We start from the raw sequence: 22,343 nt of genomic DNA on the forward strand, positions 1-22,343 counted from the left end.
TTCGCGCGGTTTTTCGTGCCGCCGTCGCGGTTGCCGCCTCCCTCACCGGCTGCGGCGCTGAGAAGGGCGATGCGTTCAAGTCGTTCGGGAGTGGCCTGCAGGTCGCACAGAACGCCCGTACCAAGGTCTCCGCGGCGAACACCGCGCACATGGAGATAGCCATGGAGATGGGCTCCCAGGGCACGACGGTGATCTCCGGGCAGATGCGCTTCGGAACCGACCCGGCGATGCGCATGGTGATGTCCGGCGGCATGTTCGACAAAGTGGGCCCCGGCGGGCCGAAGCGGATCGAAGCACTCATGACGCCGGCCAGCATGTACATGAACATGGGCCCGGAGCTGTCGCTGGTGCCCGGCAAGCCCTGGCTGAAGGTGGACTTCGCGGCGGCTGCCGCGAAGGGCGGGACAGGGCAGGCCAACCCGCTCGCCGGCATGGGCGACATGTTGAAGAAGTCAATGGGTCAGCAGCAGGACCCGGGCGCGCAGATCGCACTCCTGGAGAAGGCCGGCGACATCCGCAAGGTCGGCAAGGAGACCCTCGACGGGGTCGAGACGATGCACTACGTCGGCACTGTGGACATGAAGACCGCGTTGGACCTCAATGCTGAGAAGCTCGGACTGAAGCCCGACGTCATCGCACAGATGAAGGCGGCGAACGAGCAACTGGGCGCCACGACCTCGGACATCGACCTGTGGGTGTACGCCACGGGCATGCCCGTCAAGCAGACGGCCAAGCAGCAGACCAAGATGGGCGCCGTCAGCACGACGGCCTCGTACAAGGACTGGGGCAAGCCGGTCGACGTGACACCGCCGCCCGCGGACCAGACGGTGGACTTCATGAAGATGAAGGAGGACAAGGGCGCGGACGCTGGTGCCTAGCGGGCCCGTACGCGATTGAGCTGTTCTTCCGGCGTTCTCACCGACGAGCCGAAGTCCGTACGGGTGTTCCCGTACGGACTTCGGCCGTTGACGGGGCGGGCACTGTTCCGGCGCGCGGCGATCTGACGGTCGATCAGCTGTCTTTCTCCCGGAACAGTTCCTCCACGTCCGCCAGCATCCCCTCGGTCAGGTCGCGTTCGGCCTTCCAGTAGCGCTCGCTCCACTTGAGGACCAGCGCCGGGAAGGGCCACCGGTCGCCTGCCTTGCTTTCGAAGTTCTCGATCTCGTGCAGCGTCTGCTCGGCGTAGTCGCGGTGCTCGGTGAGTGTCTTGCGCAGCTCCGCCGGCTCGGACAGGTGGCCGAGCCACACCCGCAGCACGGGTCCGTGCTTGAGCACGGGAGGCCCGGCGGGGGTCTCGCGGGCCCAGCGGGTGAGTGCCCGCTGCCCGGATTCAGTGATCGCGTACAGCCGCTTGTTCCGCAGTTCGTCCTGGGAGGCGATGCGGGACGTCGCGAAGCCCAGGGTCTCCAGGCGCTTGAGCTCGCCGTAGATCTGCGACAGCGCCGGGCTCCAGTAGAAGAAGCGCAGCGAGGAGTCGGCCCATTTCTTCAGTTCGTACCCGGAGCGTTCGCCCGGGAAGGACAGCAGACCCAGGACGGCCCACGCGGTGGCCGGGAGTCTGGGCAGACCGTCGGGCGTGTGCGGGGCAGTCATGCCGTACCTCCGTGCTGGTGTGCGGTGCGCGGGGGTGCGCCGCCGGATGTGCTGGTGCGGCGTGCCGCGAGTGTGTTGTGGGGTGCTGCGGGTTGTGCCGCGGGCGTACGGAGTGCGTGCTGTGTGTGCTGTGTGTGCTGTGTGTGCTGTGTGTGCTGTGTGTGCGTTTCGCGCGTGCTCAGTGTGTGCCGGACCGGAGGGTGTGGCGAGCGTCTCCACGCCGGATCTGATTCTACGTCAGCAGACTCTTGACCTCACAAGAAGTCATACATCTAATTGGAGTATTCCACAGGCGGTACGCAGCAGCGCAGTGTGCACAGGAGGCGGCAACGATGCAGTTCTCGATGATCTTCGAAGCTCAGATGGCCAACCCGACGGTCGAGCACGAGCACCAGGTGCTCAACGACTCGGTCGAGCAGGCCGTGTACGCCGAGGAGATGGGCTTCGACCGCGTCTGGGCCGTCGAGCACCACACCACCAAGTGGTACTCCCACATGAGCGCCCCCGAGATCTTCCTGACCTGGGTCGCCGCGAAGACGTCGCGCATCCGCATCGCACACGGCGCCGTGTGCATGCCCTTCAAGTTCAACCACCCCGCCCGGGTCGCCGAGCGCATCGGCATGCTCGACACCCTCTCCGGCGGTCGCCTCGACGTCGCCGCCGCCCGGGGCGGCACACTCCAGGAGTCCACCCTGTGCGGCGTGGACATCGAGGAGACCAAGGCCCAGGTCGAGGAGGCGCTGCGGATCATCGGCGCCGCCTGGCAGGAGGACGAACTGGTCTGGCACGGTGAGGTGCTCGACATCGAGGGCTCGCACGCGATCCTGCCCCGCCCCGTGCAGACCCCCCACCCGCCCCTGTTCCTCGCCTGCTCGAAGAAGCCCTCGCTGGTCGAGGCCGCCGAGATGGGCGTCGGCGCCCTGGTGCTCGGCTTCGCCGGCCCCGAAGAGGTCGCCGAGCTCAACAACATCTACCGGACCGCCGTCAAAGAGCGTACGGGCGAGCGCTTCGTCTCCACGGTGCAGAACGAGCACCTGGTCGCACTGTGCCCGACGATCGTCCTCGAGGACGCCCAGCAGGCCCGCAACATCGGCGCCCGCGGCCAGCGCTTCTTCGCGCAGTCCATCGCGCACTGGTTCTCCGGCGGCAAGTCCGGCATCCCGGACGAGGCCGTGGTCGAGGGCCGCGACGAGGTCGCGGTGATGAAGGAGGCCGCCGAACAGCAGGTCGCCATGCTGCACGAGGCGAAGATCCCGGTCACCGTCAACGCGACCGCCACGTACAACGTCAACCACGCCTACGGCACCGCGGCGGACGCGATCGCGTACGTGCAGAAGCTCATCGACGCCGGCGCCGACGAGATCATGTGCCTCATCCAGATGGGTACCGTGCCGCAGGAAGCGTGCATGGAGACCATCCGCATCTGGGGCGAGCAGGTCATCCCGCACTTCCGCGCGAAGTACGGCGAGTGACCGGGCCGGTGCCCCGGCCCGCGGGCTGAGCACCCAGAAGCTGGGCCCTGCTCCGGTGCGGAGGACTGGAGCAGGGCCCGGACCCCACTGTCCGGCGGGCCTTCTGGCCTGCGGACGCCGGTGGTACGAAGAGGGCGCGGGCGGTTCGGACAGTTCGGGTGGTGTGAACGGTTCGGACACTTCGGGCAGCTTGCGCGGCGTGCCGGCCGGACGTGGACGGCCGGATGTGAGGGGCCGGAAGTAGACGGCCGGATGTGAGGGGCCGGAAGTAGACGGCCGGATGTGAGGGGCCGGAAGTAGACGGCCGGATGTGAAGAGCCGGTCGCGGAAAGCCGGACGTGAAGAGCACTAAAGGCCAGGCACGGGGCCACGTGCACGGGGCGGGACGAGGAGCGGTAGCGGATCAATGACTGATCTCAACGGCAAGGTCGCGATCATCACCGGCGCGGCACGCGGACAGGGCGAGGCCGAGGCCCGGCTCCTCGTTTCACTCGGGGCCCGCGTCGTCCTGACGGACCTTCAGGAGAAGGAGGGGCGGCAGGTCGCCGAGGACATCGGGGACAACGCCCGGTTCGTCCGCCACGACGTCTCGTCCGCCTCGGAGTGGGCCGCGGTCGTAGAGACGGCGACCGCCCAGTTCGGCGGCGTCGACGTCCTGGTCAACAACGCCGGAATCCTGCGCCCCGTACCGCTCCTGGAGGAGACCCCGGCGGGGCTGGAGAAGACGCTCCAGGTCAACCTCTTCGGCACCTTCCACGGCATCCAGGCCGTGGCCCCGGGCATGATCGCCCGGGGCGGCGGATCGATCGTCAACATCTCGTCACTCGCCGGACTCCAGGGCATCCCCAAACACGCGGCGTACGGGGCCAGCAAATGGGCCGTCCGCGGCCTGACCAAGGTCGCAGCCCTCGAACTGGGCGAACACGGCATCCGGGTCAACAGCGTGCACCCCGGTGCGATCGACACCCCGATGGTCGGCGGTATGTTCACCCGGGGCCCCGGCAACTACCCCAACGTCCCGCTGCGCCGGGTCGGCGAGCCCGAGGACGTCGGTTCGCTGGTGGCCTTCCTGGCTTCTGACGACTCGTCGTGGATCACCGGACAGGAGTTCGTGATCGACGGCGGTTCCATGGCGGGGATCACACCCAAAGTGTCACAGACTTGATCTATCCGGGACATACATTCACTTAGTGGACGACAGGCAGGCAGGCAGGCAGGCAGGCAGGCAGGCAGGCAGCACGCCGCGATGCGACGGTGCGCCGGTCCACCGCTTCCGGCACAACGAGCCAAGCGCACAGTCAGCGGTAGAGCGCCATGACTGCACTCCAGGGCGCCAACCTGACCGACAAGGTCATCGTCATCGTCATCGTCATCGTCACCGGCGCCGGCGCCGGCGCCGCAGTGGCCCTCGAGCTCGCCGCCACGCAGCAGATCGTCGCGGGCGGCGGCTGGACCACCGGACCCACCGTGAAGTACGTCATGGGAGGCTGACCCCCGAATGTCGCAGACCCCATCCGCCCCGGACCGGATCAAAGATCCGACGGTACGTCAGATCGTCGACATGATGTCGGCCTTCTTCCCAAAGTTCGGCACCGAGGTCCTGGACGCCGCCGAAGGCCGCGCCGCGCTGGCGGCGGCGCCCAAGTCCCCGGCCCCGCCGGTCGGGGTCGCGTCGGTAGTCGACCGCACCGTGCCAGGCCCGCACGGGGCCCCGGACCTGGCCGTACGGATCTACCGTCCGGCCGGCAGCAAGGACGGCGACGTCCTGCCCGTGGTGGTGTTCCTCCCCGGCGGCGGATGGGTCATCGGCAACCTCGACACCCACGATCAGACGGTCCGTACGCTCGCCAACGCAGTCGGCGCGGTGTTCGTCTCCGTCGACTACCGCCGAGCCCCCGAGACGCCCTTCCCCGGCGCGGCCGAGGACGCGTACGCAGCCTTCCGGTGGGCCAGGGAGCATGCTTCGGAGTTCGGCGGGGACGCCACGCGGACAGCCGTGGCCGGCGACTCGGCGGGCGGCAACCTGGCCGCCGCGACCTGCCTGATGCTCCACGACCGGGGCCTGCCACAGCCGCGGTTCCAACTGCTGCTCTACCCCGTCACCGACCACCGGCAGGACTCGGCCTCCTATACCGAGAACGGGCAGGGCTACTTCCTGACCGCCGACCACATGCGCTATTTCTGGGACTGCTACACCGGTCCCGGCGGTGACGGCGCACACCCGTACGCCTCAGTCGTCAACGCTTCGGACCTGGCGGGGCTCGCCCCCGCGCACATCGTCGCGGCCGGGCTCGATCCGCTGCGCGACGATGCGATCGCGTACGCGAACAAGCTGGCCGACGCCGGAGTGCCGGTCAGCCACACGGTGTACGACCAGATGTTCCACGGCTCCATCAGCATGGGGGCGATGGTCCCCGACGCCGCCGTCGCCTTCGAGGAAGCGGTCCAGGTGCTGCGCACGGCGCTCGGCTGACCTGGCAGCCCGACCAGACCTCCTGAACCGCCGCCGAACTGGGCGACGCCGCACGCTTCATCAAGCACGATGTGTCCTCCGCCGAAGACTGGAAGACGGTCGTGGGCTTCACGGTCGCCGAGTTCGCTACCGTCGACATCCTCGTCAACACCCCGATGATCGCCGTGCACGGCAGCGAAGCCGGTGCGGGGAACTACCCCGGCGTGCCGCTGCGCCGCGCCGCGGTCCCGGCCGAGGTCGCCACCGCGGTCGCGTTCCTGGCCTCGGACGACGCCTCATACATCACCGGCACCGAGCTGATCGTCGACGGCGGAATGACGGCCGGCGTGAACCCGCCGCTCGGCGCGTTCTGAGCCCGTGCCCGACCGGGTGACCGGTTTTTGGGCGCGGGCCCCGAGCATGTAAAGTAGTTCCTGTTCGCGGGGGAAACCCGCGCGGACAGGAACAACCGGGGGCTGTAGCTCAGTTGGTAGAGCGCTTGCATGGCATGCAAGAGGTCCGGGGTTCAATTCCCCGTAGCTCCACACAATGAAGCAGGGCCGATCCTTTCCAGGGTCGGCCCTGCTTTCGTATGTCCGGGGTCTGTGTACTGCTTGTGCGTGGCTCGAGTGCGCTCTGTGCGCCCGCCTCGCCCGGTGATCGATTCGGGCCGGTCCTCCGTACGGCCTTCTCCTTGGTTGTCCCGTGGTCGCTCCGTGGCGCCTCCGGGGCGGACCCGGGGGTGGCCCCGGGCGCCGTATGGGCGGGGCTGCGGCCCCGGCCAGGGGAAAACCGGTTCGGAGCACTGCTCCGGGTCGGGTAGAGTTGTCCATGCAACGAGCGCCCGGGACAAATGCAGTACGGATTCCGGTTCCGGTTGTTCGTTGACCAAATGGGGCTGTAGCTCAGTTGGTAGAGCGCTTGCATGGCATGCAAGAGGTCCGGGGTTCAATTCCCCGTAGCTCCACAGAAAAGCGAAGGCGTCCTCCCCGGGGAGGACGCCTTCGCTGTTTCCCCGGCGGACAGGACACCGGCTGGCAGGGCCCCGGCCTGTGTGCTCAGGCATCGCTCCGCCCCGCGTCCCCCCGATATCGCCCCGTGCCTGCGGGAACGCCCCGGCGCGGGCCGGGTGCGCTTCCGCCCCGAGTGCTGGAAGCCACGCGCTGGAAACCACGCGCTGGAAACCGCGTGCTGGAAGCCACGTGCTGGAAGCCACGCGCTGGAAACCGCGTGCTGGAAGCCACGTGCTGGAAGCCACGCGCTGGAAACCGCGTGTCCGTAGCCCGGCGATTACGCTCCGGTCCTGTCCTTTGACGTAGGCAACCGGAATGTTGCGTGCGTCACGAACGACACTCCCCGGACGTTCCTCCGGCAAAGATCATCACGCTGCGACCCCGAATGCGCTTGGATGAGCCGCACCGGCGGTACAGCGACTCGGGAGGCGCGTATGACGACTGGTGCAGGCGACAAAAAAGAAGCGGTACGGGCAGCTGTCGAGAAGGGTCACTACGACACCGTCGTAGTGGCGTTCACCGACATGCAGGGACGGCTGCAGGGCAAACGGCTCGCGGCGAAATTCTTCCTCGACGACACCCTCGACCACGGCACCGAGGGCTGCAATTACCTCCTCGCGGTGGACATCGAGATGAACACCGTCGACGGCTTCGAAATGGCCTCATGGGAACGCGGCTACGGCGACTTCGTCATGGCCCCCGACCTCACCACACTGCGACCCCTGCCCTGGAACGAAGGCAGCGCGCTCCTGATCGCCGACCTGCGATGGCACGACGGCAGCCCCGTGGTGGCCTCGCCCCGGCAGATCCTGCGGAAACAGACCGAGCGGCTCGCCGAACGCGGCTGGCAGGCCATGGCCGGGACGGAACTCGAGTTCTGCGTCTACCGCGACACCTACGAAGAGGCCTGGGACCGCGGCTACCGCGACCTGACCCCCGCCAACCAGTACAACAACGACTACTCCCTCCTGGGTACGGGGCGCATCGAACCGCTCCTCCGCCGCATCCGCAACGACATGGCCGCCACGGGCATGTACGTCGAGTCAGCCAAGGGCGAGTGCAACCTCGGCCAGCACGAGATCGTGTTCCGCTACGACGAGGCCGTGGTGACGTGTGACCAGCACAGCCTCTACAAGAACGGAGCCAAGGAGATCGCCGCGCAGGAGGGCGTCAGCCTGACCTTCATGGCCAAACCCAACGAGCGTGAAGGCAACTCCTGCCACATCCACCTGTCGCTCCGGGACGAAGCCGGGGAGCCGGTCATGGCGGGGGACGGGGCGCACGGGATGTCCGCCCGCGGGGAGAACTTCATCGCCGGACAACTGGCGGCACTACGCGAGTTCACACTCCTGTACGCGCCGAACATCAACTCGTACAAGCGCTACCAGCCCGGCACCTTCGCCCCCACCGCCGTCGAATGGGGCGTGGACAACCGCACCTGCGCACTGCGCCTGGTCGGCCGCGGGCACTCCCTGCGCGTCGAGAACCGGGTGCCCGGCGGCGACGTGAACCCGTACCTGGCCGTCGCCGGCATGATCGGCGCGGGTCTGTACGGCATCGACCACGAACTGCCCCTGCAAGCCCCGTGCAGCGGAAGCGCGTACACGAACGGGGCCGAGACGGTCCCCGGCACACTGCGGGAAGCGCTGGAACTGTGGGAGAAGAGCGACCTGGCCGGCGCAGTCTTCGGCGACGAAGTCGTCGCGCACTACGCGAACGCGGCCAGAGTCGAACTCGCCGCCTACGACGCCGTGGTGACCGACTGGGAACTGCGGCGCTCCTTCGAACGCATGTAGCGCGGGGACCGGCCGCAGGTTCTGGGCCCCGGGCCTGGCTGCACGGGGCCACATACCCGGACAAAACCACACCTTCCGAGCACCGCGGGCGAACGCGACCAGGAGTCTGCATCCGTGACTGAGATGTACGAAGTGATCAACCCGGCGACCGAGAAGACCGTCGCGACGATTCCGCTGGCCGGGGCCGCGGAAACCGACACCGCGGTACGGCGGGCAGTGGCCGCCTACGGCACCTGGCGGGACGTCAGCCCCGCGGACCGGGCCCGGCTGCTGCGCCGCTTCGCCGCGGTGGTCGACGCGAACACCGAGGACCTCGCCGGCCTGGCCGTCGCCGAGGCCGGGCACCCGATCGGCAACGCCCGCTGGGAGGCCGGGAACCTGCGCGACGTCCTGGACTACTACGCCGGCGCCCCGGAACGGCTCAGCGGACGCCAGATCCCCGTCGCGGGCGGCCTGGACGTCACCTTCCACGAACCCCTGGGCGTTGTCGGGCTGATCGTGCCGTGGAACTTCCCCATGCCGATCCTCGGCTGGGGCCTGGCCCCGGCGCTGGCCGCCGGCAACACGGTGATCGCCAAACCCGCCGAGTACACCCCGCTGACCGCCCTGCGCGTCGCCGAACTGGCGTTGGAGGCCGGTTTGCCCGAAGGCGTCTTTCAGGTCCTGCCGGGCCGTGGGGCGGTGGCCGGGCGGGCCCTAGTCGACCATCGCGACGTACGGAAGATCGTCTTCACCGGTTCGACCAAGGTCGGCAAGGAGATCATGGCCCGCGCGGCCGACCAGGTGAAGCGGGTGACCCTCGAACTCGGCGGCAAGAGCGCCAACATCGTCTTCGCCGACGCGGACCTGGACAAGGCCGCCGCGGCCGCGCCCGGGTCGTTCTGCGACAACACCGGCCAGGACTGCTGCGCACGTACCCGCATCCTCGTGCAGCGACCGGTCTACGACCGGTTCATGGAACTCCTGGAACCGGCGGTCCGCGCCGTGCGGGCCGGAGACCCGCTGGACGGGGCCACCGACATGGGCCCGCTGATCTCCGCCGCGCAGCGCGACCGGGTCACCTCGTACGTTCCCGACGACCGCTACGTGGCGTTCCGCGGCGAGGCCCCGCGCGGCCCCGGGTTCTGGTTCCCCGCAACGGTGTTGCACGACCTCCCCGCCGACGACCCGGCCGTCACCGACGAGGTCTTCGGCCCCGTCGCCGTGGTGATCCCGTTCGACGACGAGGCGGACGCCGTACGGATCGCAAATGACACCCCGTACGGCCTGTCCGGTTCGGTCTGGACCCGTGACCTGGGGCGCGCGCTGCGGGTCTCGCGGGGTGTCGAGGCCGGGAACCTGTCGGTCAACTCCCACTCGTCGGTGCGCTATTCGACCCCGTTCGGCGGCTTCAAGCAGTCCGGGCTCGGGCGTGAACTGGGCCCCGACGCGCTCCACGCTTTCACCGAAGTCAAAAACGTTTTCCTTTCCACCGAACCCTGAACCACCAACCCGGGACCACTAAGCCCTGAACCGTTTAGGTCCTGAACCGTTTAGGTCCTGAACCGTTTAGGTCCTGAACCGTTTAGGTCCTGAACCGTTTAGGTCCGAACCTCCGAGTCTTGAACCACTGAGTCTTGAATGACCGAGTCCTGAGGAGTAGCGCAGTGCAGCGTTTCGAAGGCCGTACGGCCGTCATCACCGGCGCGGGCAGCGGAATCGGCCTGGCCACCGCCAAGCGGCTGGCGTCCGAAGGTGCCGACGTCGTGTGCGTCGACATCGACGAGGCGGCGGGCAAAGCGGCGGCCGAGGCCGTCGGCGGGTTGTTCGTGAAGGCCGACGTCACCAGTGAGGCCGACGTCGAAGCCATGTACAAGACCGCGTTCGACACGTACGGCAGTGTCGATGTGGCGTTCAACAACGCCGGTATCTCCCCGCCGGACGACGACTCGATCCTGACCACGGGACTCGCGGCGTGGAAGCGCGTCCAAGAGGTCAACCTGACGAGCGTCTACCTGTGCTGCAAGTACGTGATCCCGTATATGCAGCGGCAGGGCAAGGGCTCCATCGTGAACACGGCGTCCTTCGTGGCGAAGATGGGCGCGGCGACCTCGCAGATCTCGTACACCGCCTCCAAGGGCGGCGTCCTGGCGATGTCCCGGGAACTGGGCGTGCAGTTCGCCCGGGAAGGCATCCGGGTCAACGCGCTGTGCCCCGGGCCGGTGAACACCCCGTTGCTGCGGGAACTGTTCGCGAGCGACCCGGAGCGGGCCGCGCGGCGCCTCGTGCACATCCCCACGGGGCGGTTCGCCGAGGCTGAGGAGATCGCCGCGGCGGTGGCCTTCCTGGCATCCGACGACGCTTCGTTCATCACCGCGGCGGAGTTCCTGGTGGACGGCGGGATCAGCGGCGCGTACGTGACACCGATGTAGGCGGGGTGTGAAGTACCTGGCCGTCGGCTCCGTGCGGGATGGCACGGGGCCGACGACCAGGTGATTTGTTGGAGCGGAGGAGTTCCGTCGGGCGCGGGCGTCCGTACGGACACAGATTCCCGTACGGACGTGAACTCCCGTACGGACCCGGACCGCGGAAGCGGCCTGACGGAAGGACCGCTGATGCGACCGGCGACACGTCCGGTGATCGGCCTGAGCGCCTACCAGGAACAGACCCGCTGGGGCGCGTGGGACCGCCCCGCCACACTCGTTCCGCAGACCTACCTGGACTCCGTCGTGGCAGCCGGCGGACTCCCCGTAGTGCTGCCGCCGACCGCCGGGATCGAAGCCGTCGCCGGGATGCTCGACGGCCTGGTGGTCATCGGCGGCGAAGACGTCGATCCCCGCAGGTACGGGGCCGCGCGGCACCCCCGCACGGGGCCCGCCAACAGTGGCCGGGACGACGCCGAACTCGCGCTCATCGAGACGGCGCTCAAAGACGGTCTGCCGTTCCTGGGCATTTGTCGCGGGCTCCAACTGCTGAACGTCCACCTCGGCGGCACCCTTGTCCAGCACCTCCCGGACCGGCTCGGCGGCGACACCGTGCACTCGCCCGCCCCGGGTGCCTTCACCCGGCACCGGGTCGAGGTGGTGCCGGGCACCCGCCTCGCGCAGCTGTACGGCCGTACGGAATTCGACATCGCGACCCAGCATCATCAGGCGATCGACGCTCTGGGGGAGGGGCTGACCGTCTCGGCTTATGCGCTGGACGGGACTGTGGAGGCGGTCGAAATCGCCGGCCGGGCCTTCGCCGTGGCGGTGCAGTGGCACCCGGAGGCGGACGGCGCGGAGGGGGACCTTGCGCTGTTCACCGGGCTTGTAGCAGCGGTGACAGGACGCGACCGCCGCCGCTGACGGGACTGACCCGGACAACGCTGCGGAGAAGCGCAGGTGGGTGGCCCCGTGCGGTGCGGCACGGGGCCACCCACCTGCGGCCGCACACGATTCGTCGGCAACTCGCGGAAGCCCCGTGCGCAACGCTCCGGCGGACCCGGACATCACGATTCACCGCGACCGGCATCACGGTTGCGTGACAGCCCCGACAACCGGTCGGAAGCGCCGGTACCGCCAAGTAATCTCGCCGTTCATGACCTCCGTCGAGTGGTGCCTGCTGGCCCTCGCGGTCGTTTCCGCAGTCATGGCATGGGTGGCCGTGTACACGGCACGACCGCGCCCCGCGCGTTGGGCCGGGGTTGTCGTCACCGTGAGCCTGATGGGCCTCGCGCTCTCGGCCGCTCCTCACAATGGGGCCAGGAGCGCGTTGTTCCTGCTGGCACTGGCCCTGTCCCTGGTCCGCGACCTGCTCGCCGAAGACCGCTTCCGCTGGGCCATGGGCGCCGCGCTGCTCGCCCATGCCGCGTTCATCGTCGGCTTCCAGCAGTCGGGCTGGGCCTGGCTGTGGGCCGTCGCGGGCATCACCGTGGTGCTCGGGGCGACGCTGCGCTACGGCGTGCCACTGGTCATGGGCACCCGTGAGGCGGAACCCGTACTGACCTTGCCGGTCGTCGCGTACATCGCAGTCCTGTCGCTCATGGTCGCCGCCGCGTCCGCCACGGGGCGGCCGTCCGCCGTGGCGGGGGCGTTCCTGTTCTACGCTGCGGACACCCTCGTCGGCTGGAACCGCTTCGTCCGCCCCACGCCGTACGCGCAGACGTGCGTGGCCGTCGCGTACCGGATCGCGTTGATCCTCTTCGTGCTCACCCTGACGTAGCTGCTGATTTCTTTCCTGGCGCAGCCGCTGACGTAGCCGCTGACGTAGCCACTGACGTAGCTGCTGGCGCAGCCGCTGGACATGGCCACTGGCACAGTCGAAGAAACCAGTTGGTGGAACAGTCGGCGAAGTCCCGCCGACGGGGCCTCCCCACGCGGCCGGGGGAATCCGCAGGGGACCAGCCCACCCCCTGCGGTAGCCTGGCTCCTATGCGTGCCGTACTGCTGCTTACCGGGCCGCGCTGAGAAGACCGGGTCACGACACACGACCCGGCTCGGCGTGGCGACCCCTCCTGTGTGAGGGGTTTCTTGTTTTCCGCAAACACTTCCCGGCTTCGTACGTACGAGCCGCTGCCGCATGCACCCAGGAGCCCTGAGGACGATGACCGAGACGACGCAGGCCACCACAGAACCGGCCGCCGAGCCCCACCGCTACACGGCCGCGCTGGCCGGCGACATCGAGGCGCGCTGGCAGGACCGCTGGGAGAAGGAGGGCACCTTCGAGGCCCCCAACCCGGTCGGACCGCTGGGCACTGTGAACCACAGCGGCCCCGCCGCGGGGAAGAAGCTCGTCGAGCGCGAGAAGATGTTCGTGATGGACATGTTCCCGTACCCCTCGGGCACAGGCCTGCACGTCGGTCACCCGCTGGGCTTCATCGCCACCGACGTGTTCAGCCGGTTCAAGCGCATGACCGGCTACAACGTGCTGCACACGCTGGGCTACGACGCGTTCGGCCTGCCCGCCGAGCAGTACGCCGTGCAGACCGGCCAGCACCCGCGTGTCACCACCGAGGCGAACATCGCCAACATGCGACGTCAGCTGCGCCGCCTGGGACTGGGGCACGACAACCGGCGTTCGGTGGCCACCACCGACACTGACTTCTACCGCTGGACCCAGTGGATCTTCGTTCAGATCTACAACTCCTGGTACGACGAGGCGGCCGGCAAGGCCCGCCCGATCGAGGTCCTGACCGGTCAGTTCGAACGCGGCGAGCGCCCCGTGCCGGGCGGCACGGGCTGGGCTGAGCTGTCGAAGGCCGGACAGGCGGGGGTGTTGGACGGCTTCCGGCTGGCGTACGCGGACGAGTCCCCGGTCAACTGGTGCCCCGGGCTGGGCACCGTGCTGGCCAACGAGGAGGTCACCTCCGACGGCCGCTCCGAGCGCGGCAACTTCCCGGTCTACAAGCGCAACCTGAAGCAGTGGAAGATGCGGATCACCGTGTACGCGGACCGCCTGCTGAACGACCTGGACAAGCTGGACTGGCCCGAGCCGGTCAAGCTGATGCAGCGCAACTGGATCGGCCGCTCCGAGGGCGCGAAGGTCGACTTCGCCGTCCCGGCCGGCACCGGCACCGAGACGATCACTGTCTTCACGACCCGCCCCGACACGCTGTTCGGCGCCACGTACACCGTCCTGGCCCCCGAGCACGCACTGGTCGACGCCATCGTCCCGGCCCAGTGGCCCGCGGGCACTCCGGAGAAGTGGACCGGTGGCCACGCCACCCCCGCCGAGGCCGTCGCGGCGTACCGCAAGTTCGCCTCCACCAAGTCCGACATGGAACGGCAGTCCGAAGGCAAGGAGAAGACCGGCGTCTTCACCGGTGCCTACGCGGTCAACCCGGCCGGCGAGGCCCCGGTCCCCGTCTTCATCGCCGACTACGTGTTGATGGGCTACGGCACCGGCGCCATCATGGCGGTGCCCGCGCACGACCACCGCGACTTCGAGTTCGCGCGCGTCTTCGACATCCCGATGCTGTGCGTCGTGGAACCGCAGGACGGACGCAGTACCGACACCGCCACGTGGGACGACGCGTTCGACTCCTACGACGCGAAGATCATCAATTCTTCGGGTACGGAGTTCTCCCTGGACGGGCTGACCGTCCCGGCGGCAAAGAAGGCCATGGCCGCCCACCTGGAGGCCGCAGGCGTCGGCGAGGCCACGATCAACTTCAAGCTGCGCGAATGGCTGTTCAGCCGCCAGCGCTACTGGGGCGAGCCCTTCCCGATCGTGTACGACGAGGACGGCGTCGCCCACGCGCTGCCCGACTCGATGCTGCCCGTCGAACTGCCCGAGGTCGACGACTTCCGCCCCCGCACGTTCGACGCCGACGCCGCGGACATGGACCCCGAAACCCCGCTGTCCCGCAACCCCGACTGGGTCAACGTCGAACTGGACCTGGGCGACGGCGTCAAGAAGTACCGCCGCGAGACCAACACGATGCCCAACTGGGCCGGTTCGTGCTGGTACGAACTGCGCTACCTGGACCCGACCAACAAGGACAAACTGGTCGACCCCGAGAATGAGCGCTACTGGATGGGCCCGGAGGCCGAGGGTGCGCCCGGCGGCGTCGACCTGTACGTCGGCGGCGTCGAGCACGCGGTGCTGCACCTGCTGTACGCCCGCTTCTGGCACAAGATCCTGTTCGACCTGGGCCACATCTCGTCGTACGAGCCCTTCAAGAAACTGTTCAACCAGGGCTACATCCAGGCCTACGCGTACACCGACGACCGCGGTTTCTACGTGCCCGCCGACGAAGTCGTCGAGCGGGACGGCAAGTTCACGCACAACGGCGAACCCGTCAAGCGTGAGTACGGCAAGATGGGCAAGTCGCTGAAGAACTCGGTGACGCCCGACCAGATGGCCGAGGAGTACGGCGCGGACACACTGCGCCTGTACGAGATGTCCATGGGCCCGCTGGAGATGTCCCGCCCGTGGGACACCCGCGCGGTCGTCGGCTCGTACCGTTTCCTGGCCCGCCTGTGGCGCAACGTCGTGGACGAGACGACCGGCGAGGTCGTCGTCACTGACGAAGCCCCGGACGAGGCCACACTGCGCGCCCTGAGCAAGGCCGTCGACGGCATGCGCCGTGACCTGGACGCGCTGCGCTTCAACACCGCCATCGCCAAGGCCACCGAGTTCAACAACTTCCTGGTCAAGCGTGGCTCCGTGCCGCGGGTGATCGCGGAGCAACTGGTGCTGATGGTCGCCCCGCTGGCCCCGCACATCGCCGAGGAGCTGTGGGCGAAGCTGGGCCACGAAGGCTCGCTGGCGTTCGAGGAGTTCCCGGTCGCCGACCCGGTCTACCTGATCGCCGAGTCGATCACGTGCGTCGTCCAGATCAAGGGCAAGGTCAAGGCCCGCCTGGAGGTCCCGCCGACCATCGGCGAAGACGAACTGCGCGAACTGGCCCTGGCCGACGAAGCCGTCGTCGCGGCGCTGGGCGGGGCTGGTATCCGTACGGTCATCGTCCGGGCACCGAAGCTGGTGAACATCGTTCCCGCGTGACCGTGGCGCGTTAGCTGTGGCATATGGCTGTGACTTACGGCTGTGTCGTTTGACCGTGTCGCTTGACGGGGCCCGGTGGTTTCCGAACCGCCGGGCCCTTTCACATTGAGCGGGGCCCTTTCACATTGAGCGGGGCCCTTTCACGTTGAGCGGGGCTCGTTCGCGTTGGGAACGTGAACAGCCTGCTCGTGGGCCCCGTGCGGAACGGCGCGGGGCCTGCGGTGTGCGGCGATTTCGTACGGAATCAGGCTCCGCAATAGCCGCCGGGGGACTTTTGGCCGCAGTACCTGAAACCCTCCGGTTCGTCGGCCGGGTCGTGCAGCGACACCGTGTCGTTCTCCGCCCCGTAGGAGAAGGTGATCTTGCGGGGCACTTTCGCCCGGCCCTGGTCAGTGATGGCCTGCCCACCGTTGTCCTCCCGCGCGGTGATGAAGCCTTCGGCCCGGACGCCGTCCACCCGGGTCACTCTGCCGGTGACCTTCGAGGTGCACATCTGCGTCCTCGTCGGACCGCACCCGAAGTTCCCCCGGGAGTTCACTTCGAACGTGCCGTCGGCACTGATCTGGACGCCGCTCCAGTGCGACTGCCAGGTACCCGTGAACCTCCCCGCCGGGACCTTGTCCGGCAGCGCGGCGGCGGGCGGGACCACCTCCACAAGCCGGCCGTCGTGGATCTGCAACCGGTGGACGTACTTCCCGACCCGCGGCCCGTCCCGTTCGGAGCGGAGCTGGGCACTCGACGTGTAGGAGAAAACCACGGTGCCGCGTTCGACCGTGACCGAGAGGTCCCGGAGCGACACATCGTCCTCGAAGTCGGACCAGGCCGGGGTGACCGAGCCGACGGCCACCGGTCTGCCGCCGTCGTTGCGCCACACCGTCAGGCTCACCAGCCGTCGGGCCTCCGGGGCGTTGTCCGAGTCCATCGTGCCGGTGAGCAGGCCGGCGGCGTCCAGATCGCCGTCGCCGTCCAGATCCACGTTCTGGAACGTAGCCGGAGCCTGCAGCGCGACCGGTGAGAACAAGCGGGTGTCCTGCCCGAGGAGGCCCTCGTGCGGGGTGCGGAAGATCTCGAAGCTGCCGCGTCCGTTCGCCAGCCTGACCGTGTTTCCGGCGATCGGGACTTCCGTGCTCCGCAGCGCCGACGGGGCCACGGGAGCACGACCCGGGACAGTCGCGCCGCGTGGTGTGGGTTGAGTTGTGTCCGCCGCTCGGGCGTCTCCGCCTGCCGCTGTCCCGATGCAGGCAAGTGCCAGCACTGTTAAGGCAGTTGTTCCGCTCAGTCCCCGAATGGTCATGCGGAGATGGTAGAGGTGTGGCTCTGCCGTGGGAGTTCGCCTACGGAGCGCACCAACTTATGACAGAACGTCAAATTCCTTACCGCACAGAGCTGTACGGTGTCCCGGCGACGCGGGGTGGGAGGAACAACCGTGATCCGGTACGGAAGAACAGCAGGTAGAGCGCGGGTGGCCGGTCGGGCCGCCGAGTGCTGTCCGCCGGCGGTCCCGAGCGAAGGCGGGCGTGTACGGCGCGCCGGGTGGCGCGGGCACAGGGGGGTGTTCGTCCTGCTCGGAGTGATCGGCCTGGCCTGCCTGACGACCATGGCGGTGCTCGTCACCGGGCCCCGGGCGCAGGCGGCCGGGGCGGCCACGATCACACTTTCCCCGGCGGAGGCAGGCCCCGGAACGCTGGTGACAGCCTCAGGTTCGGTCGGCCCGTGCACGTCCGGCATCCCCGCCTACCCGCAAGGGTCGATGGTGCGGCTCGACTGGCGGCAGGAAGGCGCCCAGGACGTGCGCGCCCTGAGCCTGGGGACGCCTCAGCTCCACGCTGTACGGTCCGCCGACCGATCGGTCTACCGGTCGGCGTTCACGGTCCCCCTGGACGCGGTCCCTGGCCGGTACCGGCTCGCACTCTCCTGCGTGGGAGCCGGGGAGACGTCCGACGAGCCGGTACGCATCTCAGCGACGCTCACCGTCCTACCGATCGCAGCGGAGCGGCTCTACCCGGCCCCGGCCGCCGCACCGCCGCCGCCCGCCCGGGTCGACGACCAGGCCCTGGCGGCCTCGTCCTTCAGTGAATCCGTACCCGACCCGCTCGACCTGATGTTCACCCCGGAGCGCGCCGCGCAGGCCACGGCGGCGACGGTGTCCCTGGTCGCTTTTGTGGCCTTCCCGGCCCTACTCCTCGACAAGACGCTGGAGGAGAACCGCGCCGTCCTGGCCCGCTGGCTCCGCCGCAGGCGCCGGGCGCCCGACGGGGCACCTGCCGGGTCGTCTGAGACGGCGCCCGGCGGAGCGCCACCCATGGCGGCCTACGCGCCGGCAGCCGGGGTTCACGCGGCGGCTCCGCCCAGCCCCGCGCAACGCGTCCTGTGGACGCTGGACACCGGTGCCCGCCTGGTCCTCTTCGCCATCCTGGCCGCCCCGCTCCTGGCCCTCGTCACCCCGGGCGCCGGCTGGAACGGCCGCACGGTCGCGCTGGCCGTCGGCATGATGGTCGCGCTTCCCGTCGTCTTCCTCGCGGGGGCGCTCCCGGCGGAACTCCACGTCCGACGCCGCAGCGGGATACCCGCCCGCATGCGGGTCGTGCCGGCCGCACTGGTCCTGGCTTTCGTCACCGCGCTGCTGTCCCGGGCCGCGGACTTCACACCCGGCTACGTGTTCGGACTGGTGATCGGCTACGCGGCGGTGCGCCCGCGGCCACTGACCCGCGGGCAGGAAGGCCGCGCGGCGCTGTACGGGGCCCTCTCGACACTGCTCGTCGCAGTCGGGGCATGGTGCGCGCTGGCCTACCTCGACCCGCCCCGCGCAGCGGAGACAGCGGGCCTGACCATCGCCCGCGAAGCGCTGACCGCGATCTTCGTCCTGGGCGTGGAGGCGGTCGTCATCGGACTCCTGCCGCTGAACTTCCTCGACGGCCGCCGACTCCTCCGGTGGAGCAGGACGGCGTGGGCGATGCTCTACATCCCGGCCGCCGGACTGTTCTCGTACGTCCTGCTGACCCAGTACCGGACCGAAGTGGAACAGGACAAGGCCCACGCGGTGCTGCTGCGCTCAGTGGTCGCCTTCGCATCGTTCGGACTGCTCACGGTGCTCCTGTGGGCCTTCTTCCAGTGGTACGGACGGCGGGCGCACGTAGCGTCCTGACGGTGGGCACACCTGGTGTCCCGGCAACAGGCACACGTGGTGTCCCACGCCACAGGCACACCTGCCGTCCTGGCAACGGCTTCGCACATTCGTGCGCGGGCATCCGGTACGGGTGTTTCCGCAGCGTTTCGGCCCCGTGCCAGCGCGCACGGGGCCCCGGGGAAACCCTCCAGGCCCGTCCCGCTCCCCGACATGCGGCGATACTGTGGTCCGGAGCGGGACTGTCCGCACCGTGCGCGGGTAGCCGCGTACGGCGACAACCCCACCCGTCCATACGTCATAGGTCGCTAAAGGAGACGCAGCGTGTCCTACGCCGCAACGCTCGCCGACGGCGCCCAACCGCTTGCCGACGGGGCGCAGACCGTGGCCGTGCTCCTGGGCGCGGGCGCCGCCGCCTTCGCGGTAGTCCTCGGCGTGATCGTCGCCGCCCTCGTGACGCTGCGCCGCGCGGTCAGGCGGCGCATCGACCGCCATGCCCCCAAGGTCCGCGGACTGGTCGAGGACGTCACCCTCAAAGCACGTGGCTACGCGCGCCCCGGGGCCGCCGGGGAGGCGGCCAGACTGCGGGCCTCGCTGCGCCGGTCGCTGGAGCACACCCGCCGCGTCCTGGACTCCGGATACGCCAAGGACACCCAACTCGCCGAGGCGCTGGCCCTGTTCGGCCAGCTTGAGGGCTTCGCCCACGCCCTGGAGACCGACCTGCGGATGGCCGAACGGGAGCCGGACCAGGCCCGCGTCGAGCGGGAGCTTCCCGGACTGCGGGAGCGGGCCGAGCGCATCGACCACGCCGCCGGTTCGCTGCGCTGGGCTGTGCAGGACCGCGAAAGCCGCCTGGCCGGGGACGACCTCGACCTGTTGGGCCGCCAGATCGACGACGAGGCGCAGGCGCTGCGGGAACCCGGTGGTCCGGGTGGACCGGCGGGCACCGGCCGCCCGGTCGGCCTGGCCGAGGGGGACGCGAAGGGGCGGATCTCGGTGCGCCCCGAGCGGAATTCCGCATAACAGGCCTGATTGTCGCGCCTTCAGCGCATCACCAGTGAAAACAGTGGGTTAAAGACAAGCCCCGATGGGGCGTGACTGCCCCACGAGGCTCAGAACCCGACGCGACGACAGGTAGGTTCAGCGTCATGCCGAACGAGGTCGCGATCGTCACCGATTCCACGGCGTACCTGCCTGAAGGCGCCGTGGCGGAGCACGGCATCGAGGTGGTGCCGCTGAAAGTCGTCCTCCGCGGCAGACCTCTGGACGAAGGCATCGAGGCGAGCCCCGCGCAGGTGGCCGACGCGCTCCGGCAGCGCCGACAGGTCACCACCTCCCGCCCCGCGCCGGAGACGTTCGCCGCGGTCTACCGCCGGCTCGCGGAGGCCGGGGCAGCGGGCATCGTGTCGGTACACCTGAGCGGGGAACTGTCCGGGACGTACGAGGCCGCACTCCTGGCCGCCGCCGAATCCCTGGTGCCGGTCCGGGTGGTGGACACCAGAACCATCGCGATGGGCATCGGGTTCTCCGTCCTCGCCGCGGTCGCCGCGGTCGCCGACGGAGCTTCATTCGAAGAGGCGGCAGTCGCCGCGGAGAAGCGGGCCGCCGCCACCTCGACGCTCTTCTACGTGGACACGCTGGAGTACCTGCGGCGCGGCGGACGCATCGGCGCCGCAGCGGCCCTGATGGGCACCGCGCTGGCCGTCAAGCCGCTGTTGCACGTGATCGACGGCCGCATCGGGCCGCTGGAGAAAGTGCGTACCGCGTCCCGGGCGATCAGCCGACTTGAGGAACTCGCCGTCGAGCACGCGGGCACCGGCGAAGTGGACATCGCCGTTCACCACCTGGCCAGTGCTGAGCGGGCCGAAGCCCTGGCCGGGAAGCTGCGTGAACGGCTGCCCAAGCTCGGCACCCTGCATGTGAGCGAGGTGGGCGCGGTCATCGGCGCGCACGCCGGGCCGGGGCTGCTCGGTGTTGTGATCGCCCCGCGCTGAACCGGCGGAAGGCTGGAGCCGGTGCGAAAGCCTCCCGTGCTGCGCATGGGTTTCGGCGGTCTGGGGCCCTGGGGCCGGCGGTCCGGCTAGCGTGCGGGCATGTTCGTGATCACGCTGAAGTACACGAAGCCCATCGACGAGATCGAAAGGCTCCTGCCGGAGCATCTGGCCTGGCTGGACCGCCACTACGAAGCCGGAGTCCTGCTGGCCTCCGGGCGGCGGGTGCCGCGTACCGGAGGGGTGATCCTGGCCGGCGGGGTCGACCGTACCCGGCTCGACGGAATCCTGGCTGAGGACCCGTTCAACGCGGTGGCCGACTACACGGTGGTCGAGTTCGCGCCCAGCCGCACTGCCCCGGGACTGGAAGCATTGCTCTCCGAAGCATGACCGGACGAGTGGGGTGGGCCGTTTTTCCACAGGCTCCGTGGAGGGGGCGGAGTTGTCCACAGATTTCCGGCGGCGGGGATTTCCGGCTGGAAAACGCCTGATCCGTTCCTAGCGTCGGCGTCATGTTTCCTTCGCCGCACACGCCCACAGAACCGACCCCACCCCGTCGCCCCGGAGCGGACCCGCCCGTCGCGGTGCCGCCCCGTGCCGCAGGCCCGCCCTGTGCCACGGCCCCGGCCAGCATCGCAGCACGCCTGGCCGGGGCCGTCTCGGACCGGATGCCGCCGTCCCTGCGGGCGGCCAGGATCGCCGTCGAACGACGGACGGTCGCCGCCGTCGCGGTGCTGGTGGTTCTCGCCGGGGCGATCGCGTTCTCCTTCTGGTGGCGTGGGCGGCCCCATCCGGTGGCGCTGCCGCCAGTGACTTCGTCGGCGTCGGTGCCGCCCGTTTCGTCCGTGCTCCCCGTACCCGGAACCGGCCCCGGGCCTGCGATTTCGTCCGGGCCTGTGCTCGCCCCGCCACCCGGCCCCGGGCCTGCGGCCGGTGCCCCGCCAGCCTCCCCGGCGGGCACCGTGACGGTCCACGTCGCAGGACGCGTCGCCCACCCCGGCGTGGTGACACTCACCGCCGGGTCCCGGGTCGACGACGCCGTGCACGCCGCCGGTGGCGCGCTGCCGGGGACCGACCTCAGCGGCGTCAACCTGGCCCGGGTCCTGGCGGACGGCGAACAGGTCGCCGTCGGGGTGCCCGGGGCCGCTCCGGCGGTGCCCGGAGCAGCCCCAGCCGCCCCGGGCGGAGCGCACGCGGCGGGCAGTGGGCCCGCCGGAGTGATCGACCTCAACACGGCCACCGCCGACCAACTGGAGCAACTCCCCGGCGTCGGGCCGGTGCTGGCCCGGCAGATCCTCCAATGGCGGCAGCAGCACGGGCGGTTCGCGTCGGTGGACCAGCTCCGGGAGGTCCGGGGTATCGGCGAACGCAAGTTCGCCGATCTGCGTGGCCAGGTACGGGTATGACGGCCGGTCAGCCGCAGCCGGGGCGACGC

General features: G+C 69.4%; 18 protein-coding genes, 2 tRNA genes and 1 pseudogene. 19 read left to right on the forward strand and 2 right to left on the reverse strand.

The features are described from left to right. Positions 1-17: 17 nt before the first annotated feature. Positions 18-878 (forward strand): annotated as a pseudogene (locus tag AC0Z36_RS13260) (SCO4651 family lipoprotein); the annotation flags it as partial. Positions 879-1,011: 133 nt separating this feature from the next. On the opposite strand, the gene AC0Z36_RS13265 reads toward AC0Z36_RS13260, so the two are convergent. Further along, entirely contained in the window at positions 1,012-1,593 is a 582-nt protein-coding gene (locus AC0Z36_RS13265) for a PadR family transcriptional regulator (protein WP_485463022.1), read from the reverse strand. A 332-nt stretch (positions 1,594-1,925) separates the two neighbouring features. On the opposite strand from AC0Z36_RS13265, the gene AC0Z36_RS13270 reads away from it, so the two are divergent. The 13 genes from AC0Z36_RS13270 (at position 1,926) to leuS (ending at position 15,793) form a co-directional block, all read left to right on the forward strand. Next, a complete protein-coding gene (locus tag AC0Z36_RS13270; RefSeq protein ID WP_485463023.1) occupies positions 1,926-3,065 on the forward strand; it encodes an LLM class flavin-dependent oxidoreductase in 1,140 nt (379 codons plus the stop codon). A 406-nt stretch (positions 3,066-3,471) separates the two neighbouring features. Further along, on the forward strand, positions 3,472-4,230 hold the full coding sequence (locus tag AC0Z36_RS13275) for an SDR family NAD(P)-dependent oxidoreductase (RefSeq protein ID WP_485463024.1): 759 nt from the start codon (positions 3,472-3,474) through the stop codon (positions 4,228-4,230). A gap of 149 nt (positions 4,231-4,379) precedes the next feature. Further along, a complete protein-coding gene (locus AC0Z36_RS13280; RefSeq protein ID WP_485463025.1) occupies positions 4,380-4,556 on the forward strand; it encodes a hypothetical protein in 177 nt (58 codons plus the stop codon). A gap of 7 nt (positions 4,557-4,563) precedes the next feature. Beyond that, on the forward strand, positions 4,564-5,538 hold the full coding sequence (locus tag AC0Z36_RS13285; protein WP_485463026.1) for an alpha/beta hydrolase: 975 nt from the start codon (positions 4,564-4,566) through the stop codon (positions 5,536-5,538). A gap of 71 nt (positions 5,539-5,609) precedes the next feature. Continuing rightward, entirely contained in the window at positions 5,610-5,891 is a 282-nt protein-coding gene (locus AC0Z36_RS13290) for an SDR family oxidoreductase (RefSeq protein ID WP_485463027.1), read from the forward strand. A gap of 98 nt (positions 5,892-5,989) precedes the next feature. Then, positions 5,990-6,062: transfer RNA gene (locus AC0Z36_RS13295), tRNA-Ala, on the forward strand. A gap of 349 nt (positions 6,063-6,411) precedes the next feature. After that, positions 6,412-6,484 (forward strand) — tRNA-Ala (locus AC0Z36_RS13300). Positions 6,485-6,964: 480 nt separating this feature from the next. Then, positions 6,965-8,326, forward strand: a complete 1,362-nt coding sequence (locus AC0Z36_RS13305) for a glutamine synthetase family protein (RefSeq protein WP_485463028.1) — start codon at positions 6,965-6,967, stop codon at positions 8,324-8,326. Between the two features lie 123 nt (positions 8,327-8,449). After that, positions 8,450-9,808: an aldehyde dehydrogenase family protein gene (locus tag AC0Z36_RS13310; protein WP_485463054.1), complete on the forward strand. Its 1,359-nt coding sequence runs from the start codon at positions 8,450-8,452 to the stop codon at positions 9,806-9,808. 164 nt (positions 9,809-9,972) lie between these two features. After that, positions 9,973-10,737 carry a 3-oxoacyl-ACP reductase gene (locus AC0Z36_RS13315; protein ID WP_485463029.1) on the forward strand — a complete coding sequence of 255 codons (765 nt, stop codon included), beginning with the start codon at positions 9,973-9,975 and terminating at the stop codon, positions 10,735-10,737. 183 nt (positions 10,738-10,920) lie between these two features. Next, the gene (locus AC0Z36_RS13320; RefSeq protein WP_485463030.1) at positions 10,921-11,652 is read left to right on the forward strand and encodes a gamma-glutamyl-gamma-aminobutyrate hydrolase family protein; all 732 of its coding nucleotides are present in this window, start codon (positions 10,921-10,923) and stop codon (positions 11,650-11,652) included. A 232-nt stretch (positions 11,653-11,884) separates the two neighbouring features. Further along, positions 11,885-12,508, forward strand: a complete 624-nt coding sequence (locus AC0Z36_RS13325) for a lysoplasmalogenase family protein (RefSeq protein ID WP_485463031.1) — start codon at positions 11,885-11,887, stop codon at positions 12,506-12,508. Between the two features lie 381 nt (positions 12,509-12,889). Continuing rightward, a complete protein-coding gene (leuS, locus tag AC0Z36_RS13330; protein ID WP_485463032.1) occupies positions 12,890-15,793 on the forward strand; it encodes a leucine--tRNA ligase in 2,904 nt (967 codons plus the stop codon). Between the two features lie 244 nt (positions 15,794-16,037). Here leuS and AC0Z36_RS13335 read toward each other — a convergent pair whose 3' ends face one another. Next, positions 16,038-16,943, reverse strand: coding sequence for a hypothetical protein (locus tag AC0Z36_RS13335; protein ID WP_485463033.1), 906 nt, complete (start codon positions 16,941-16,943; stop codon positions 16,038-16,040). A gap of 402 nt (positions 16,944-17,345) precedes the next feature. On the opposite strand from AC0Z36_RS13335, the gene AC0Z36_RS13340 reads away from it, so the two are divergent. The 5 genes from AC0Z36_RS13340 (at position 17,346) to AC0Z36_RS13360 (ending at position 22,314) form a co-directional block, all read left to right on the forward strand. Continuing rightward, a complete protein-coding gene (locus AC0Z36_RS13340) occupies positions 17,346-18,938 on the forward strand; it encodes an FGLLP motif-containing membrane protein (RefSeq protein ID WP_485463034.1) in 1,593 nt (530 codons plus the stop codon). A gap of 303 nt (positions 18,939-19,241) precedes the next feature. Next, the gene (locus tag AC0Z36_RS13345) at positions 19,242-19,940 is read left to right on the forward strand and encodes a hypothetical protein (protein ID WP_485463035.1); all 699 of its coding nucleotides are present in this window, start codon (positions 19,242-19,244) and stop codon (positions 19,938-19,940) included. A gap of 125 nt (positions 19,941-20,065) precedes the next feature. After that, entirely contained in the window at positions 20,066-20,911 is an 846-nt protein-coding gene (locus tag AC0Z36_RS13350) for a DegV family protein (RefSeq protein ID WP_485463036.1), read from the forward strand. Positions 20,912-21,010: 99 nt separating this feature from the next. Continuing rightward, a complete protein-coding gene (locus tag AC0Z36_RS13355; RefSeq protein WP_485463037.1) occupies positions 21,011-21,298 on the forward strand; it encodes a YciI family protein in 288 nt (95 codons plus the stop codon). A gap of 122 nt (positions 21,299-21,420) precedes the next feature. Then, entirely contained in the window at positions 21,421-22,314 is an 894-nt protein-coding gene (locus AC0Z36_RS13360) for a ComEA family DNA-binding protein (RefSeq protein WP_485463038.1), read from the forward strand. Positions 22,315-22,343: the final 29 nt, after the last annotated feature.

This window comes from Kitasatospora sp. UYEF31, from assembly GCF_057291755.1.